We start from the raw sequence: 14,698 nt of genomic DNA, 5'->3' as shown, positions 1-14,698 counted from the left end.
GGGTCGGCCAGGTCCTCCAACGCACACCCACACAGAAGAAAGGACACGGTGGATCATGTCTATTGCCAGCACAGTGCCCCGTAGCGGCAGTATCGACGACCGGGAGTTCAGCCTCGATTTTTCGGTGATCGAGGCCGCGTACCCCTTGGCGAAGCTGAGCTGCGACACCAGCGACGGCTGCGGTCAAACCTGCTCGACCAGTGCCTGCAACAGCCAGGCCAACAACCCCTCCTGAGCACCATCCGGACCCGGTGCGTCGCGCCACCCCCTCCGTGTCGGCGCACCGGGTCCGACCTCACACCACTCACTGATCCAGAGACGCCGCGAGGAGGTCTGCGCGCATGGTGGCACGACGACACTTCCGACACCGCGGACCGGTGGCAGTGCGGGCCAGCACCGATCCGGGTGGACTGGATCTACCCGCTGTGGACCTGCACACCGGCGACAATGCCGATTCCCTGGGACGAGTCTGGTTGGTGCGGCTGTGGGATCGCGAGGTTGTACGTGCCGCGCTGAGCACAGCCAGTCCGGCTCTCAGCGAGCAGATCACCTCGGCGCTGTCTGATGCTCCGCTGGAGCGCCGGCAGTGGCGACGGCTGCTGGTGTCGGTGTGCTCCTACGTCCTGCGGTGGCGCGGCAGAGCCACCCCGTTCGGCCTGTTCGCGGGCATCACCACCGCCACCCTGAGCCCGGCTGTGCGGATCAAATTCGGTGAGGACCACACCATTCACCACCGGATCGACCCCGAGTGGCTGGACGAGGTGATATGTCGCCTCGAACACGACCCGACTGTCCTCGCCGATGTGTCGCTCATCGTCAACAACGGGGGGTTCACCCGCGCGGACCAGTTCGTCGTCCCGAAAATGCTGCCCAGCGAACGCATACCGGGAACCGAGACCACCGAAAAGCTCGTCGAGGATCTCGGCATGGTGGAGCTGGCGTTGCGCCGCACCCATCCGGTAGCAGCGGCACTTGCCGCTGCCCAACAACCCGTTCGTGGGTGGGAGCTGGTCAGCCAGCTTGAACGCGAATTCCCCGGAGCGTCACGCGAGCAGATCACGACGATGCTGACCGGGCTGGTCGCCAACCACGTCCTGATCACCAACCTGCGCGCCCCAGCAACCAGCACCGATCCGGTGGGCCACCTGCTCACCCAGCTCACGAGGCCAGACGGGCAGGATTCTGGACCGGCGCCGATCGCGGAGATCCGCGAATCGTTGCGCGTCCTGCATCGTCAGATGGCCGCGCAGGATCTCCACACCGTATCCCCGCAGGTGCGAAAGGACGGGCGCCCGGGCAGCCCGCTGGTCGAACCGCGACCGGCGGTGGATGTCGTGGTTGATGGTCAGCTTGCCCTGCCCGACGCGGTGCTGCGGGAGGCCGAGGCCGCGGCGTCCACGTTGTTGCGAGTGACCCGGAGCCCCTTCGGCACCGCGGCATGGCGGGATTACCACCTGCGTTTTCGCGATCGGTACGGCGCGGGCGCGGCGGTGCCGGTGCGTGAGCTGGTATCGGACGCCGGACTGGGCTATCCGGTCGGGTTCCTCGGCGCCGCTCGCGAACAACCCTCTCGCGCCCTGACCGATCGTGACGCGGTTCTGCAACGGCTGGTTCAGGAAGCCGTGCTCGACCGACGCACCGAGGTCGTCCTGTCCGAGGCACTGATCGGTCAGCTCACCGTGGGCGACCGCACCGACCTCATACCGCCCGAGCGTGTGGAACTCGCCTTCACCCTGCACGCGCGCTCCGCCAATGCGTTGACCCAAGGTCGGTTTCAGTTGTGGGTCAGCGGTGCTCCGCCCGCTTCCAGCAGCATGATCGGGCGTTTCGCATCGCTGCTCGACGAACACGACTGCCGTCGGCTCGCGGACACCTACACCCCAGATGCCGAGGCAATGGTGGCGCAGTTGTCGTTTCCGCCTCGCCGTATGCACAACGACGCCGTCATCCGAACCCCGCGACTGTTGCCGTGGCTGCTGCCTGTCGCCGAACACCACGCTGAAACCTCCGGCTGCCTTGCTCTTGACGATCTGGCGGTCACCGCGACGGCCACGCGGTTCTTTCTGATCCATCGCCCTACGGGAAAGCGTGTCCATGCCCATGTTCTGCATGCGCTGGAAACAACGGTGTTCACGCCGCCGCTGGTGCGGTTCCTCGCCGAACTGGGCACGGCCCGCAGCGCCGTGTGGGGGCCGTTCGACTTCGGGTCCACCCGGACACTGCCGTTTCTGCCGAGGGTTCGCTCCGGGCGGAGCGTGCTGGCTGCGGCGCGGTGGTTGCTGGACGGCGCCGATCTTCCCGGCCCGCGGGCCAGCTCACGAGACTGGCACGAGGCGCTGGTCGCGTGGCGGTGCCGCTGGCGCGTGCCCGCCCATGTCGTGCTCTGTGAAGGTGAGCAACGCTTGCCGCTCGATCTGGACGACCCGACTCAACGGAGCTTGGTACGCACTCGGCTGTACGGCACAAAGACGGTGGAGCTCCGGGAAGCCGGTGATCCTGCGGACCTTGGATGGGCTGGGCGAGCGTGCGAGTTCGTTGTCCCGCTTACGGCTACCCCTCGCGACAAGTCCAGGAAATTCCCACGCAAGGAACGCGCGGCAGCGCGCGGCGACCTCGCTGCGCCCGACTACACCAGCATCGACGTTCCCCGTCCCGCAATGCCCGGTAAGTCCGACTTGCTGCTGGCGCAGCTCGAGGGCCACCCGCAGCGATTCGACGACGTCCTCACCGACTATTTGCCACGGCTGCGGGAGCGTGTAGGCGACGGTATGGTCCGGTTCTGGTTTCGTCGCCACCACGACACCACCCGCCCCGATTCTGACCACTACCTCCAGCTCTTCGCGCGGCTGGCGGACGCCGAGCAGTACGGCACGGTCGCCGCCCACATCGCGGCATGGGTGTGTGAGTTGCGCGATGTGGGCCTGATCGCCCAGCTCAGCTTCGAGACCGCTTGGGTCCAAACCGGAAAGTACGGCGCCGACATCGCCAGCAACGAACAGGTGGCCGCCGCCGACTCCGCTGCCGCCCTGACCGAAATCGCCCTCGCCCGTCAGAGCCGACTTCCTGTGCAAGCGGTGGCCGCGGTCTCGCTGGTTGACCTGGCGACGGGCCTTGCCACCACACGGGAGGAAGGCTGGCAGTGGCTGATCACCGTGATCGGCCAACACCACGGGCTGCTCGACCAAAGCGTGCGCGAGCACGCCCTGCAGCTCGCCCGTCACCTCGGCCACCCCACACGCAAACCCGAACCGCACCACAGCCTGCGTGAAGCGGCGGTGCTTACTGCTTGGGCACAGCGCCGCGAGGCGCTCGCCGCCTACCGGGTACGCCTTGACCGCGATCCGTCCCGCGTGCTCCGCGCGCTGCTGCACGACCATTTCAACCGCACAGTCGCGGTGCATCCGGAGCGCGAAGCTGCCACCCAGCGGCTCGCCCGCACGATCGCCTTGCGCGCCGAGGCACTCGCTCTTCAGGAGTCCTCATGACATCCCCGCTCATCAGCCCTCCGGCCGTACCCCACGCTGCCAAGCGGGCGGCGCTGCTGGAGACGCTGGCGCGCCCCCTGCAGCAGCCGCCAGCCGGGAGCGGAGTTGTCGGACAGTCGCTGGCCCGCGGGTCGGCTGGCATCGCCTTATGGCACATCGAGTGCGCCCACGCGGATGTCGGTGCGCGACAGCGGGTGCATACCTGGGTACGGACGGCGCTCGCCGAGCCGGTCAGCACTTCCGCCATCGCCGGGCTGTTCGCCGGCCTGCCCGCGATCGCCTTCCTTCTGGACGTCGCCGAGACCGTCATCCCCGACTACCGGTCGGCTGTCGAGAAATGTCATGCCCACCTGATCCGGCTGACCCACCGGCGTGTCACCGCCGCGATGGCTCGCATTGATCGAGGTGAGCTACCCGGGTTCGCGGAGTACGACCTGCTGCACGGCCTGACCGGCATTGGGCAACTGCTGCTGCACTTCCTGCCGGGCACCGATGCGCTGGCCCGTGTGCTGACGTACCTCGTGCGCCTGACCGAGCCACTGCGAATCGACGGTGATCTCCTGCCCGGGTGGTGGGTCGCACACGATCCCGACCCGCTGCTACCGACCCCCGGCGGGCACACCAACCTCGGACTTGCCCACGGCATCTCCGGACCGCTGGCGCTGCTGGCAATGGCGCTGCGGGCCGGGATCACCGTCGACGGGCATCGCGAGGCCATCGACATCATCTGCGCACACCTCGACCGTTGGCGCTGCCACACTGAGACCGGCTGCTGGTGGCCGTACTGGATCAACCGCGGCGATTACGCCCGTGGCGGTATCGAGCAGACCGGACCGGGACGGCCTTCATGGTGTTACGGCACCCCCGGCATCACCCGCGCCTGCCAGCTCGCCGCGCTCGCCACCCGCGACACATCACGACAACGGACAGCGGAAGCAGCGCTGGCCGCCTGCCTCGCCGATGAGGTGCAACTCGACCTGATCACCGACCTCGGGCTATGCCACGGCTGGGCAGGTCTCTACTGCACCGTCGGCCGCGCCGCCGCCGACGCAGACAACCCCGCCCTGGCTGCTCAGTTGCCACACCTGGCGCAACGGCTCATCCAGCACGCCGCCGCTACCCGACCACCTGACCACGGATTGCTCGACGGCACCGCCGGTATCGCGCTCGCCCTGAGCGCGATCACCGACAACGGCGCTGTTGCCGTACCTCGTTCCGGATGGGACCGATGCCTGCTGATCGCGTAACCGCACCCACCATCCCGGCCCCGTCATCGGCGGAGGTTCTCACGGACGCGGTGTGCGGCGTTCTGTCCGGCACTCCGCTGACCGAGGCCGCCCTACGCTGTGGACTGACGGTGGAGGAGCTGGCCGCAGCAGTGGAGATCTACTGCCACGCCGGCGAGACCGCCCTCCAAGACCACGTCGCCGACGCTGGCTGGTGGCAAGCACACCTGGAATTCACCGCTTGGGACCAGGCGGAACACTTCGCTGCCGTCCACCTCCAACCGCAGCTGCATGACTGGAGCATCAACGGGTTGCTCGACCGCTGGTGGTTCATCCGCAAGGCACCGTGCTGGCGCGTGCGTCTGCGCCCGCACCCCGCCAGCAGTCGCGAAGCGCTGGTCACGACCGCTGCGGCATTCTTCGACCGCCTGGTCGTCGACGGGCACCTCGCTCGGTGGCAGCCGACTCACTACGAACCGGAAACCCTCGCCTTCGGCGGACCGATCGGGATCACCATCGCTCACGACCTGTTCAGCGCCGACACGAGGAACCTGCTTGCCTACCTCCGCGCTGGCGAAACCCCCATGGGGCGGCGTGAGCTATCCCTGCTTCTGTGTACCGCCCTGTTTCGTGCCGCCCGGCAAGAAGGGTTCGAGGCCGGCGACATTTGGCACCGCGTCGGCCGGTTGCGCCCCGACCCCGACCACGCCAGCACCGACACGAGGCACCACGCCACTCTCACCACCCAGCTCCGCACCCTGCTCAGCTACGACATCCGCCTCAGCGGCCCCCTGTTCGGGCCGGGCGGTCCGCTGGCCATGGTCCGCCCGTGGGCCGAGGCATTCCACGATGCCGGTCAAGCGCTTGCCGTGGCGGCGGCCCAGTCCAACCTCCATCGCGGCCTCCGAGCGATCCTGGCCCACCATGTGATCTTTCACTGGAACCGGCTCGGCTTGGATGCCACCACGCAACACGCACTCGCCCACGCCGCTACCGGGGCTATCCTCCAGCGCGACCCCTGACGGCGAAGCGCGCAGGGTCAGGTGGGTTTCGTCAAGTCATCTGGCCCCAGTTGTCTTCGCCAATTTCGGCCCCACCGTTTGCGCGTGTGACATCGTCGGCTGGTGAACGGTGAAGAACGCGAGGTCTCCTTGCCCGAGTCTCTCTCCTTGGATGAGGCCTTTCGAGCGGCGTACTACTTGGCGGAGCAGTACGTGGCGCTTGAGGCAAACCCCGACGTCGGGCTCGTGTTGTTCTTGCAGTACTTGAACAGCGATCCGGCGAGGTGGGCCGACTGGACGCAAGCGGTCCGGACGGCGCTCTCCGACGGAGGTGCCGCGAGCCCGCTCACGTAGCGGTCGCGCGCTGCGTCGGCCGCTGGTCTTGCTGGTGCGGAGTCTGTAGGACTCGGTGCCGGTCTCCAGATCCTCGTCTCGCTTGTCCCGCCTGATCTTCTCGAACAACTCCACCCTGGACCGCGCCATCCCGAACCTCCCCGCCGCCGACATCGACGGGAAGATCTGAACTCAGGGTGGGGCCAACATCCGTGACGACACGCAGCAGCCACCCGGCAGCGAGATCACCACCCAGGTGAGGCCGAAATTCGTGACGATCAGGCCGCCAACCGGGGCCAGGTCAGGTGATCACACCCAGTCAGCAGCGGCCCCGACGCCTCGCATCCAAAGCAATGGTCACAGGAGGGTCGAGTCGCCCTCCTCGAACCCGTGCGGCTTGAACGGCAACGTGGACCAGTTCACCGACAATGGCGGAGACGACTGGGCGCATCGAGTCGGCACCCTCGCGGTAGAGGAGATACACCGTCGGATGGGCGTCCGTCCGCGCGGTGATGAGACTCCACAGGTCGAGCTCAACGACCGCGTCCACTGATTTTGGAGGATCGACCCATGTGGATGGCGGCGTGACTCGTCGAAGGAGGGATTCGTTCTGCAGACAGCCGATCATGCTGGAAACGATCGAAAAGACCGTCTCCGACGACCTGGCAGCGAGATCCAACGTCGAGCGTAGACCGGAAGCCTGGGCGGTGTATCCAGACTCCTCCAAGAAAGCGACTGGCTCCTCACTTCGAGAGGCAACCCATACCAGCACGTCGCGTAAAGTCCTACTCCCGCACGCGGCTGCCAATAGGTTGTGCCGCAGCGTCGTCGCTGCCGTCTGGGCGACGGCTGGGTCAGCCAGGCCAGGATGGTTCACACCGTGCGTGAAATGCGACGTGAACCTTGCCGCCGCTACGACGCTGCCCACAGTGGCCAGCGGGTCCAACCACCAGGACTGGGGTAATCGAGGGAGCCCGCCGACGCACTGCAAGTCGAAGAGGAAGATCGGTCCGATCTCGGCCCGCCTGGGCGCGGTCATCGCCCACACGTCAGGGTTGGTCGAGGCGGCCAGCACGGGACCGGGCGCAGTGAGAATCTTGCGAATCATGCCGGAGGCCGCTTCGTCGCTCATCGCCGCCATCCGGGCGTGGCGAAAGTGGTCCCGACACTGGCGGTGGCCGCGGCGAGCAGAAGCGCCGCGGCCACCGGCCGCAGCCCGCCACTGGCCCACAAGCGCGTCTGCGTGGAGTTGCTCATCTTGCTTCTCCCTCCAGGCAAAACGAAGCCCAGTGGCGTGCTGCTGAAAGGGATGGATCTACCAGCAAGTTGGCTGGTAGTAGTCAATCCAGTCCCGAGAGATCCACCCGGTGACGTTCTGGGTGTGGTCGGTGATGTGGGCCCAGTTCCCGGAGTAGAGATCCGGCCAGGAGATCGAGTCACTTCGGAACGCCCAGCCGATCCGGTCACCATCCGGATTGATGCGAATACGCACCCAGTCGCCGGTAACGTAGGCGTAGCTGGCGCAGTCCGCTCTCGAGGCTGTTGTGGTCGCTCCTGCAGGGGCGGACGGCAGTCCGCGGTCTGGCGGTGCCGCGGAAGCGGCAGTTGTGTCAAAGGCAAGCGCGCCGAGTATCAGCATACCGGCGACAGCGGCGCGCGCGGTCATGCGCTTCGACCTGTTGTGTCGGGGTTTAGTCCGCATTGTGATCATTTCTTCTCCCTCTCCATTTTTGGAAACTCGCGGTGCGATGACGTCGACGGCGTTTCGATTTCACTTGTTCCTGCTCGAATTCGGCGCGGTCGACCGCGATGAAGGCCAAGGTGGCGTGGCAGACATCCTCATATCCGTTGTGGACGCTGACCTCCCACTCGCTGTAGGGGTGGTTGGACACGGTGCAGCGCGCGGTAATGACAAGCCGGGTGCCGATCGGGACGGGGACCCGATATTCGAGTCGGTGCGAAGCGTCAAGGCTGCACTCATTCGGCTCAATGGTTTCGCGTACCGCGTCCACGCAAGGCCACTTGCACAGCTCGAGTAGGCGCGTGAAGGTGGCAATCTCGGGCCCGCGCGCAAGAGTCACTTTCCGGTTGGCCATACGTCGCGCCGAGTCCGCGGCCGTAACTTCGTAGTGGACTGTGCGGCCGGTTCCGTAGAGTCGGTCGTGATCGCGCTGCCGGTCAGGAAACAAGTTCGGCTCGGGTGCGGACATCGACGCCCCTGCGAAGACGGCTCGGCGAGTGTCCTTGGGCATGTCGAACCCATCCCCTCCGTCGTAGGAGCCGGTAAAAAGACTCTGTTGTCCATATCAGTTGCCTATGATGATCGCTAATATTAGAGACCGAAGCATCAATGTCAACTCATATGGCCGTCATGTCGCTGGTTTGGGTATGTGCGGCGCGGAGCGCAGCCCGGCAACAAGGGTGCTGTTCCGCATCGCGTTGCTGACTCGAATCAGCCATGCCGCCTCGTCGAGCAGGTCCGGCGACGCCGGGCCGTGCTGCGGGATCGCCCGCTCTGATTCGGACGTGTAGCGGCAACCTGTGTGGCGGGCGTCGAGGGCAGCGACGAGCTCGCCGGCCTCCAACAGGACATCGGCGGAAACCGGGTCCAGGCCGTGGTGACGTCCGATCATCAGCGTCAGCTCGGGAACGCCGGGAGGGATGTACGGACGCAGCGCTAGCTGAGCATCACGGATTTCGAGAACGCGACGGTAGAGGCGGTACTCCGCACGCTCGGCCCCGCTCAGGTTCGTGCGCGGCGTCGTGAATTCCACCTGCGGCACCGCCGTGATCAGGAGATGCCACAACCACGACAGGCGGCGGTGGGCGACCCGTACCCGCAACTGCCGCATCAGGCTGTGGACCGCTGGTGCCCAACTCGTGTAGGTCGCCCCAGCGGCGCCGATGTCGACCGCGATTCCTGCCAGGATTTCCGACGTGGAGGCCTGGACGGCAGGGCCGGTATGGCTGGTGGCTACGGCCACTAGACCGGCGACCTTCCAAACCGCCCAGCCCAGGCCGGTGACGGCGCTGAGCAGCGTGATCTGGAAGCCACGGCGCATGAGCCGGTCTGCCGTCCGCGTCGAGTAGCGGGCTATGAGCCAGATGAAGCGGCTCAGGCTCCAGGACATGTACCCCAGGTAGATGCCCATGTAGGTGGTGATCAGTGGACGGTCGCCGTAGATGCCGGTGCATTCGTGGCGATACTCGGTATCCGCTGCGGTCAGCAAGACGGCCATCGTGCCCACGCTGATCACGAGCGCGACAGCGTGGCGCAGCGACCGGCACGGCCCTCGGCCACTGATTGAGTGGTCGAGCACGCCCAGTACGCAGAACGCGCCGAACATCGCCAAGGCGTTGGCCAGCAGCTGGGTAGCGTTGGGAAACGGATCAAGGGCGGAGGCCAGTTCAACGCTGGCCGGCGCGGACACGGCGAGCGCCAGGCCGAAGGCCACCATCGCGACGACCAGAAACCGGCGGCTCGCGGTCATCCGCGTGCCGCGGGTGCTGAACACCTTCGCTGCGGCGGCAAGCACGGAGCCCAGGCAACACAGGTACCCCAGTACGCTAACCATGTCGGCTACCGGGACGCACCGGGTGGCCGAACGCGGATTCCAAGAGCGCCAGATCCACCGGGCTGTCCGGTGGGGGGCCGCTGTACACCTCCTTTGCGCCGCTGATCCGAGTGAGGACGAGCGAGGCGAACAGTTCAGCCTCGCGTTCTTGGTCCGATGCGTAGATGGTGCGGCCGAGGATGCGCTGCACCAGCTCTGGCGAGAGGTTTGGCAGCAGCACGGCGAGCGCGTCGGCGCCGGCCACGCGCGGCGTCTCGCCGAAGCCGGAACGGGCGGTGCCGTGGTTGAACAACAAGTGGCCGACCTCGTGCATCACGACGTGCTGAGATTGCAGCGGGGGCACATTGACGGCGCAGTAGATGTAATCCGCCTCGGTGGTGCTGATCAGCATCCCGCAGGGCTGATCCGGGCCAAGCCGCGAAAGAACGAGCTTGATGCGTTTGCCGCGCTCCTCGGCCAATGCTTCCAGGAAGCGATCCAGGTCGAAGGGGCGGGGAATGGGCAGTGTGCTGATCAAGCTCTCGCACCGTGCGCTCACTTCATCCAGCGTCGTGGTCAACGTCGAATTCCCCCTCGCTTGGCTCCGACCCCGCGACCAGCGCCAGGTGCTCGCGTCTGGCCTGGTCACTGGAGAACTGATGCTCTCTCCGCTGGAGTGGCTCTCCGGCATTGTCGGGACCCCAGGCTGGGCAGGTGCTCGCCTGCCCAGCCTGGAGCGTCAGCAGAAATGCCCGCGCCACGGCTTTGGCGTGGCGTGTTCCTGCTGACGTGAGAGGCCACCCCCCGATGGACCTCTCACGACTTCGCACGATCACCTGCCCCGGCGATGCCGGGGGTTTCGGCCGAACCTTTCTGTGCAGCTGAGACACCGCCGCTCCCCATCGCTGTGATCCGCGCTACTACGATAAACACCTGCTTATAGGTCTTGTCAACACCTGTTTATGGATGGTCTACTGGCTCCTTGCCGCAACGAGGACGAGTCCGACCTGGAGATGATCGATGACCGACGAGCTGTCGTTCGCCGAGAAGTTCCAGCTCCTGGTCGATGTGGCCCGCAAGCCGGATGGCACCCCATACAGTGACAAAGAGCTGGCCGAGATGACCGGGCTCACCAAGATGTACATCTGGCAGCTGAGGACTGGTCGCCGCGGTGAACCGCGCAACTCCAACCTCCGCAAGATCGCCCAAGCTCTCCGGGTAGACCCCGACTACTTTTCCAGCGAAGAAGCTTTCAACGCCGTGCACCAGCCCAGCGGTGCCACCCAACCGACAGACGAGTCGGCTGCGCCGGACGAGTCCGACGAGCCATTCGCGATCAAACTTCGCCGGCTCTTCGCGAGCGTGAAGCGGGAGGACGGCTCCGACTACACGCCGGTCGAGCTGGCTGAGAGCATCGGGGTGTCGGCAGCTGAGGTGCAAGACCTGCTGGCGGGAACCTTGCAGCCCGGCGGCGATCATCTGCCCGTGAAGATCGCCGAGTTTTTCGCGGCGCAGCCGGAATACTTCCGAAACACCGTGCGAGGACGGGATCTCAACCGTCAGTACGAACTGCTCGCGCGCCTGGGAGAGCAGAACGTCCGCCAGATCGCGACCCGGGCGAGCCGGTTGCCTCCGGACAAGCTGCGCGATGTCCTGGCGTATCTGGACTTCCAGGCAGGCCAGGGCCAAGGTCCTGACGAAAACTCGTCCGAGTGAATTTTTGCCGTTAATGCGGCGTATCTGCCGATGACGCACTCAAACTCACGCGCAGAAGATCGCGACAGGCGATCCTGGCAGCACAAGCGTGTGACATCGGCCGGAGATGGGGGGCGGCAGTGCAGGTCAAACACGGGAAGGTGCGGGCTGAGGGAGCGCAGCTCTACTACGAGACGCGCGGTGAAGGCCGCCCGGTCCTGATCATCCAAGGTGGGCTGAGCGAGGCAGGTGCCACGCAACAGCTCGCCGAAGCGCTGGCCTGTGATCACCAGGTGATCACCTACGACCGGCGCGGCCTGTCCCGAAGTGCGGTTGCCGAGGACACCGCGCCGGTCACGATCGCGACCCATGCCGACGACGTGGCAACACTGCTTTCGTCGGTGACCGTCGAACCGGCATACGTGGTTGGGGCCAGCATCGGTGCCCTGATCGCACTGCACTTCGCCGTCCGTCACCCTGACCGCGTAGCTACCTTGGTCGCACACGAACCACCCATGGCTACCGTGGTACTGGACGCAGAGAGAGAAGCTGCGCTGGACGAGATCGCCGCGCTTGCACGCGAGGATGTTCGGGCCGCGATCGGTCGTATGGCATCGCTGACCAGAGCAGGACAGGGTTCAGCTGAGGAAGGCGCGCGCCCGGCGTCGGCGGTGGGTGACCTGGACGCGAACCTCGGCTGGTTCTTCACCCACGACTTTCCCGCGGTGCGCACGTCCGAGCTGGACTCCGGCCAGATCGCGACAGCCGCGCGTTCGACGACGATCGTCTTGACCGGCGGCCAGGAATCGCGAGGCCAGTGGGAGTACCGCTGCGCTGAGCAGCTGGCCGGCAAAATCGGCCGCCCGTTCGTCGAACTGCCCGGTGGTCATGGTGCGCTTGTCAGCCATCCCCGGGCCGTGGCAGATCGGCTGAAGTCCCTGTTCGCCGGAGCTGAGGTCCGTGAAACGTGACTGTGGAACCTGGCGCAGCGATCTCGCCCTGAGGCGCGAGGTCAAGCAGCTCCTGCGCGAGCTTCAGATTGATGCCCCGCTCAACGTTCGCGTGCTCTGCGAACGTCTGGCCCAACGCCGCGGCCGCCCGATCAAGTTGATCCCCTACCCGCTGCCGGCCCCTGGAGTGTTCGGACTTTGGATCGGCACCATCGACGCCGATTACATCGTCTATCAGAAGAACACCACGCCCGCGCACCAAGAACACATCATCCTGCACGAAATCGGCCACATCATCAGTGGCCACTCGGGCTACGAGGAAGACGGCGACCTTTGGAGCCAGTTCTTTCCCGACATCCCTCCGGACATGGTCCACCGGGCGTTGCGGCGGGAAGGGTACGGCCCCGCCTTCGAACGGGAGGCCGAGATGGTGGCGACCGTGGTCAAGGACTGGGCCACGCTTCTCGACCGGCTCGGCGTCTCCCGCGACCGCATGACCGATGCGGGCCGACGACTTCAGGGCGCGTTCGACGACCACCAGGGGTGGTTCTGATACTGCTACCCAACGTACTTATGTGGCTGGCGGCGACAATCGCGGCGCTGTGGAAGATCTCCCAGTTGGCTCGCGCGCCGCACGACAAAGGGCTCCGGGCAGTCACGGCCTGCACGGTACTGGTGCTCATCGCACTGTCGGCGCAACTCGTGGTCAGCGTGCCCGGTGTGGCCGGTCGTGTCTCCCACGGCCTGCCGAAACTCATCCAAAACGTCATTCTGACGTTCTTCTTCGCGCTGCTGATCGTGCTGTTGCAGGCTGCGATCGCCCCGGCAAGGGCAGGCATGCGCGGATACACCGAGGTCGGCCTGGCGCTGCTGACCAGCGTCGCACTGACCGCTGCGTTCGTAGCCACAACTCCCGGTGCCCGTGGTGCCAGTTACCAGGACGCGGGTGGATTCACCGGGGCGCTCGTCTTCTACCTGATCGGCAACCTGTACATGGCCTACGCGACGAGCCGTGGGGCCTACCTCGCATGGGCGGCCGCCGAACGCTCCCATTCTCAGGCCCGCCTGAGTCTCCGCGTCGCCGCGGTCGGCCTCATGGTGTGCTGCCTGGGTACCCATGTGCCGCGGGTGGTGGCGGTGGCGGGAGGACTCACCCTCAACGTGCCAGGGTTGCTCGGTGTTGCGGTGTGGACCACCCCGCTGCTCGCGATCGGCATCAGCGTGTTCTGCCTCGGTATCGGATACCCCGGCGCCCGGACCGGGGCGATGAAAGCGCGGCTGTGGCTGGAGGCCCGGCGGCAGCATCGCCAGTTGCGGCCCCTCTGGCTTGCGGTGACCACGCAGTTCCCCAACATCGCGCTGTTCCCGCCCGACAGTGCGCTGCGGGAGGCTTTCCGCGTTCGCCAGATGCGGCTCCGGCTCTATCGACGTGTGATCGAATGTCGCGACGGACTGGTGTGCCTCAGTCCCTTCGTGGAAGAGCCGATCGACGTGTCCCAGCCTCCCGAGCGGCAATCCAAGCTGATCGGGGACGCGCTGGTTCGCAGCGCCCAGGGTAAGGAGATCGGCACGACCATGGTCCTGGCTGCGCCGAGAGCTGCGGGAATGGAAGCTGATACGAGGGAACTGCTCGCCTTGTCCCGCGCTCTCGGCGGTGTCGGGCGCGGAACGCCATCCGGCTGAAACCAGACGACACCAACCTCACCCTTGGGTTTTTCCTTCGTTTTGCAGGCTTTTGATGAATTCGATGACCTGCTTGCGTGCGTCGGGGGTGAGGCTGACCGCCCGCATCGCCAGGGCCGAAACACCAGCGTCGCGAATAGCCACCGCCAACTCGAGGTCGGCTTGAATCTCGGCTGACCTCTCCGAGTCGAGGAAGATCGCCGGGTCGACCTGGAAGAACGCGGCCATGGCCTCCAGATGACGCTTGGTCGGGTTGCTCTTGATCCCTAACCGGAGTTGCCGCAGGTACTCCTTTGAGAAGGTTCCTTCACCGCGCTGCCGTAGCCATGCCGCACACCACCGGGCGACCTCCTCCAGAGAGTGTTCTTGCCCGTTGGGTCGCTTGATCGTTTTGAACAGCTTGTCGATGACGGCTGCCAGCGTCGGTGCCTCCGCCACGGCCTACGCCTCCTTAATCGGTTTCTCCACGCCACGGGTGACCACCGGTCACCCAATCATAGGTGATCGTTCGTCAAAACGTCCACATCAGTTGACATGTTCCCACTTCGACTTAAGCTCTGTCTAGCGAGAACGGCAACTGATGTGGACGTCTGGCGACGCGGGGCGCGCGAGGCCGCGGCCCCAGGCAAGCACGTGTGGACGGTGTCAGCGGTCCGCCATTCGCTGGCACTCGCACGCTGCCGTGTTTGGCAGCACGTGTTCGCCGCCGCGCCGGGAACTGGGTGCTTACACGTCGAGGGTGGCCGAGGGGGAAGGAGAGGACATGGCCGT

Annotated in this window: 16 protein-coding genes; 10 read left to right on the top strand and 6 right to left on the bottom strand. The window is 66.0% G+C overall.

Features of this window, described 5'->3' with window-relative positions; genetic code table 11:
• Positions 1-55 precede the first annotated feature (55 nt).
• The 5 genes from FNH05_RS01710 (at position 56) to FNH05_RS01690 (ending at position 6,066) form a co-directional block, all read left to right on the top strand.
• Entirely contained in the window at positions 56-235 is a 180-nt protein-coding gene (locus FNH05_RS01710; protein ID WP_144585217.1) for an FxLD family lanthipeptide, read from the top strand.
• 190 nt (positions 236-425) lie between these two features.
• Positions 426-3,485 carry a lantibiotic dehydratase gene (locus tag FNH05_RS01705; protein ID WP_186382319.1) on the top strand — a complete coding sequence of 1,020 codons (3,060 nt, stop codon included), beginning with the start codon at positions 426-428 and terminating at the stop codon, positions 3,483-3,485.
• Positions 3,482-4,732, top strand: coding sequence for a lanthionine synthetase C family protein (locus tag FNH05_RS01700; protein WP_144585211.1), 1,251 nt, complete (start codon positions 3,482-3,484; stop codon positions 4,730-4,732). The genes FNH05_RS01705 and FNH05_RS01700 overlap by 4 nt, the downstream gene beginning before the upstream one ends.
• A gap of 110 nt (positions 4,733-4,842) precedes the next feature.
• Entirely contained in the window at positions 4,843-5,733 is an 891-nt protein-coding gene (locus FNH05_RS01695) for a thiopeptide-type bacteriocin biosynthesis protein (protein ID WP_246127433.1), read from the top strand.
• A gap of 102 nt (positions 5,734-5,835) precedes the next feature.
• Positions 5,836-6,066 (top strand): hypothetical protein, encoded by a 231-nt coding sequence (locus FNH05_RS01690; RefSeq protein ID WP_144585205.1) that lies wholly within the window; start codon positions 5,836-5,838, stop codon positions 6,064-6,066.
• Positions 6,067-6,364: 298 nt separating this feature from the next.
• On the opposite strand, the gene FNH05_RS01685 is transcribed toward FNH05_RS01690, so the two are convergent.
• The 5 genes from FNH05_RS01685 to FNH05_RS01670 all read right to left on the bottom strand — a co-directional run bounded on the left by FNH05_RS01685 (position 6,365) and on the right by FNH05_RS01670 (position 10,137).
• Positions 6,365-7,177: a P-loop NTPase family protein gene (locus tag FNH05_RS01685; protein WP_144585202.1), complete on the bottom strand. Its 813-nt coding sequence runs from the start codon at positions 7,175-7,177 to the stop codon at positions 6,365-6,367.
• Positions 7,174-7,302 carry a hypothetical protein gene (locus tag FNH05_RS39685; RefSeq protein ID WP_281287587.1) on the bottom strand — a complete coding sequence of 43 codons (129 nt, stop codon included), beginning with the start codon at positions 7,300-7,302 and terminating at the stop codon, positions 7,174-7,176. The genes FNH05_RS01685 and FNH05_RS39685 overlap by 4 nt, the downstream gene beginning before the upstream one ends.
• A gap of 434 nt (positions 7,303-7,736) precedes the next feature.
• Complete coding sequence (locus FNH05_RS01680; RefSeq protein ID WP_144585199.1) at positions 7,737-8,255, bottom strand: hypothetical protein; 519 nt, start codon at positions 8,253-8,255, stop codon at positions 7,737-7,739.
• Between the two features lie 159 nt (positions 8,256-8,414).
• Entirely contained in the window at positions 8,415-9,620 is a 1,206-nt protein-coding gene (locus FNH05_RS01675) for an MAB_1171c family putative transporter (protein WP_342781520.1), read from the bottom strand.
• Positions 9,613-10,137, bottom strand: a complete 525-nt coding sequence (locus tag FNH05_RS01670) for a hypothetical protein (protein ID WP_144585193.1) — start codon at positions 10,135-10,137, stop codon at positions 9,613-9,615. Before FNH05_RS01670 ends, FNH05_RS01675 begins: the two co-directional genes overlap by 8 nt.
• Here FNH05_RS01670 and FNH05_RS01665 point away from each other — a divergent pair.
• The 5 genes from FNH05_RS01665 to FNH05_RS01645 all read left to right on the top strand — a co-directional run bounded on the left by FNH05_RS01665 (position 10,118) and on the right by FNH05_RS01645 (position 13,927).
• Positions 10,118-10,387 carry a hypothetical protein gene (locus tag FNH05_RS01665; protein WP_144585190.1) on the top strand — a complete coding sequence of 90 codons (270 nt, stop codon included), beginning with the start codon at positions 10,118-10,120 and terminating at the stop codon, positions 10,385-10,387. The two genes, FNH05_RS01670 and FNH05_RS01665, sit on opposite strands and share 20 nt — an antisense overlap.
• Positions 10,388-10,619: 232 nt before the next feature.
• Positions 10,620-11,315 (top strand): helix-turn-helix domain-containing protein, encoded by a 696-nt coding sequence (locus FNH05_RS38765; protein ID WP_144585187.1) that lies wholly within the window; start codon positions 10,620-10,622, stop codon positions 11,313-11,315.
• A gap of 119 nt (positions 11,316-11,434) precedes the next feature.
• Positions 11,435-12,265 (top strand): alpha/beta fold hydrolase, encoded by an 831-nt coding sequence (locus FNH05_RS01655; protein ID WP_144585184.1) that lies wholly within the window; start codon positions 11,435-11,437, stop codon positions 12,263-12,265.
• Entirely contained in the window at positions 12,255-12,797 is a 543-nt protein-coding gene (locus FNH05_RS01650) for an ImmA/IrrE family metallo-endopeptidase (RefSeq protein WP_144585182.1), read from the top strand. Before FNH05_RS01655 ends, FNH05_RS01650 begins: the two co-directional genes overlap by 11 nt.
• A 20-nt stretch (positions 12,798-12,817) precedes the next feature.
• On the top strand, positions 12,818-13,927 hold the full coding sequence (locus FNH05_RS01645; RefSeq protein WP_246127431.1) for an MAB_1171c family putative transporter: 1,110 nt from the start codon (positions 12,818-12,820) through the stop codon (positions 13,925-13,927).
• Between the two features lie 18 nt (positions 13,928-13,945).
• Here FNH05_RS01645 and FNH05_RS01640 read toward each other — a convergent pair whose 3' ends face one another.
• Entirely contained in the window at positions 13,946-14,365 is a 420-nt protein-coding gene (locus FNH05_RS01640) for an XRE family transcriptional regulator (RefSeq protein WP_144585179.1), read from the bottom strand.
• Positions 14,366-14,698: the final 333 nt, after the last annotated feature.

Source organism: Amycolatopsis rhizosphaerae, assembly GCF_007713715.1.
Lineage (GTDB): Bacteria > Actinomycetota > Actinomycetes > Mycobacteriales > Pseudonocardiaceae > Amycolatopsis_E > Amycolatopsis_E rhizosphaerae.
Note: the sequence above shows the minus strand (reverse complement) of the source record. Positions and strands in the feature narration are given on the sequence as shown.

Excerpts from the sequence above, each read along its gene's own strand:
- FNH05_RS01710 (WP_144585217.1), top strand. The coding sequence starts at position 56 with ATGTCTATTGCCAGCACAGTGCCCCGTAGCGGCAGTATCGACGACCGG.
- FNH05_RS01700 (WP_144585211.1), top strand. The coding sequence starts at position 3,482 with ATGACATCCCCGCTCATCAGCCCTCCGGCCGTACCCCACGCTGCCAAG.
- FNH05_RS01685 (WP_144585202.1), bottom strand. The coding sequence starts at position 7,177 with ATGAGCGACGAAGCGGCCTCCGGCATGATTCGCAAGATTCTCACTGCG.
- FNH05_RS39685 (WP_281287587.1), bottom strand. The coding sequence starts at position 7,302 with ATGAGCAACTCCACGCAGACGCGCTTGTGGGCCAGTGGCGGGCTGCGG.
- FNH05_RS01680 (WP_144585199.1), bottom strand. The coding sequence starts at position 8,255 with ATGTCCGCACCCGAGCCGAACTTGTTTCCTGACCGGCAGCGCGATCAC.
- FNH05_RS01675 (WP_342781520.1), bottom strand. The coding sequence starts at position 9,620 with ATGGTTAGCGTACTGGGGTACCTGTGTTGCCTGGGCTCCGTGCTTGCC.
- FNH05_RS01665 (WP_144585190.1), top strand. The coding sequence starts at position 10,118 with ATGGGCAGTGTGCTGATCAAGCTCTCGCACCGTGCGCTCACTTCATCC.
- FNH05_RS38765 (WP_144585187.1), top strand. The coding sequence starts at position 10,620 with ATGACCGACGAGCTGTCGTTCGCCGAGAAGTTCCAGCTCCTGGTCGAT.
- FNH05_RS01645 (WP_246127431.1), top strand. The coding sequence starts at position 12,818 with ATGTGGCTGGCGGCGACAATCGCGGCGCTGTGGAAGATCTCCCAGTTG.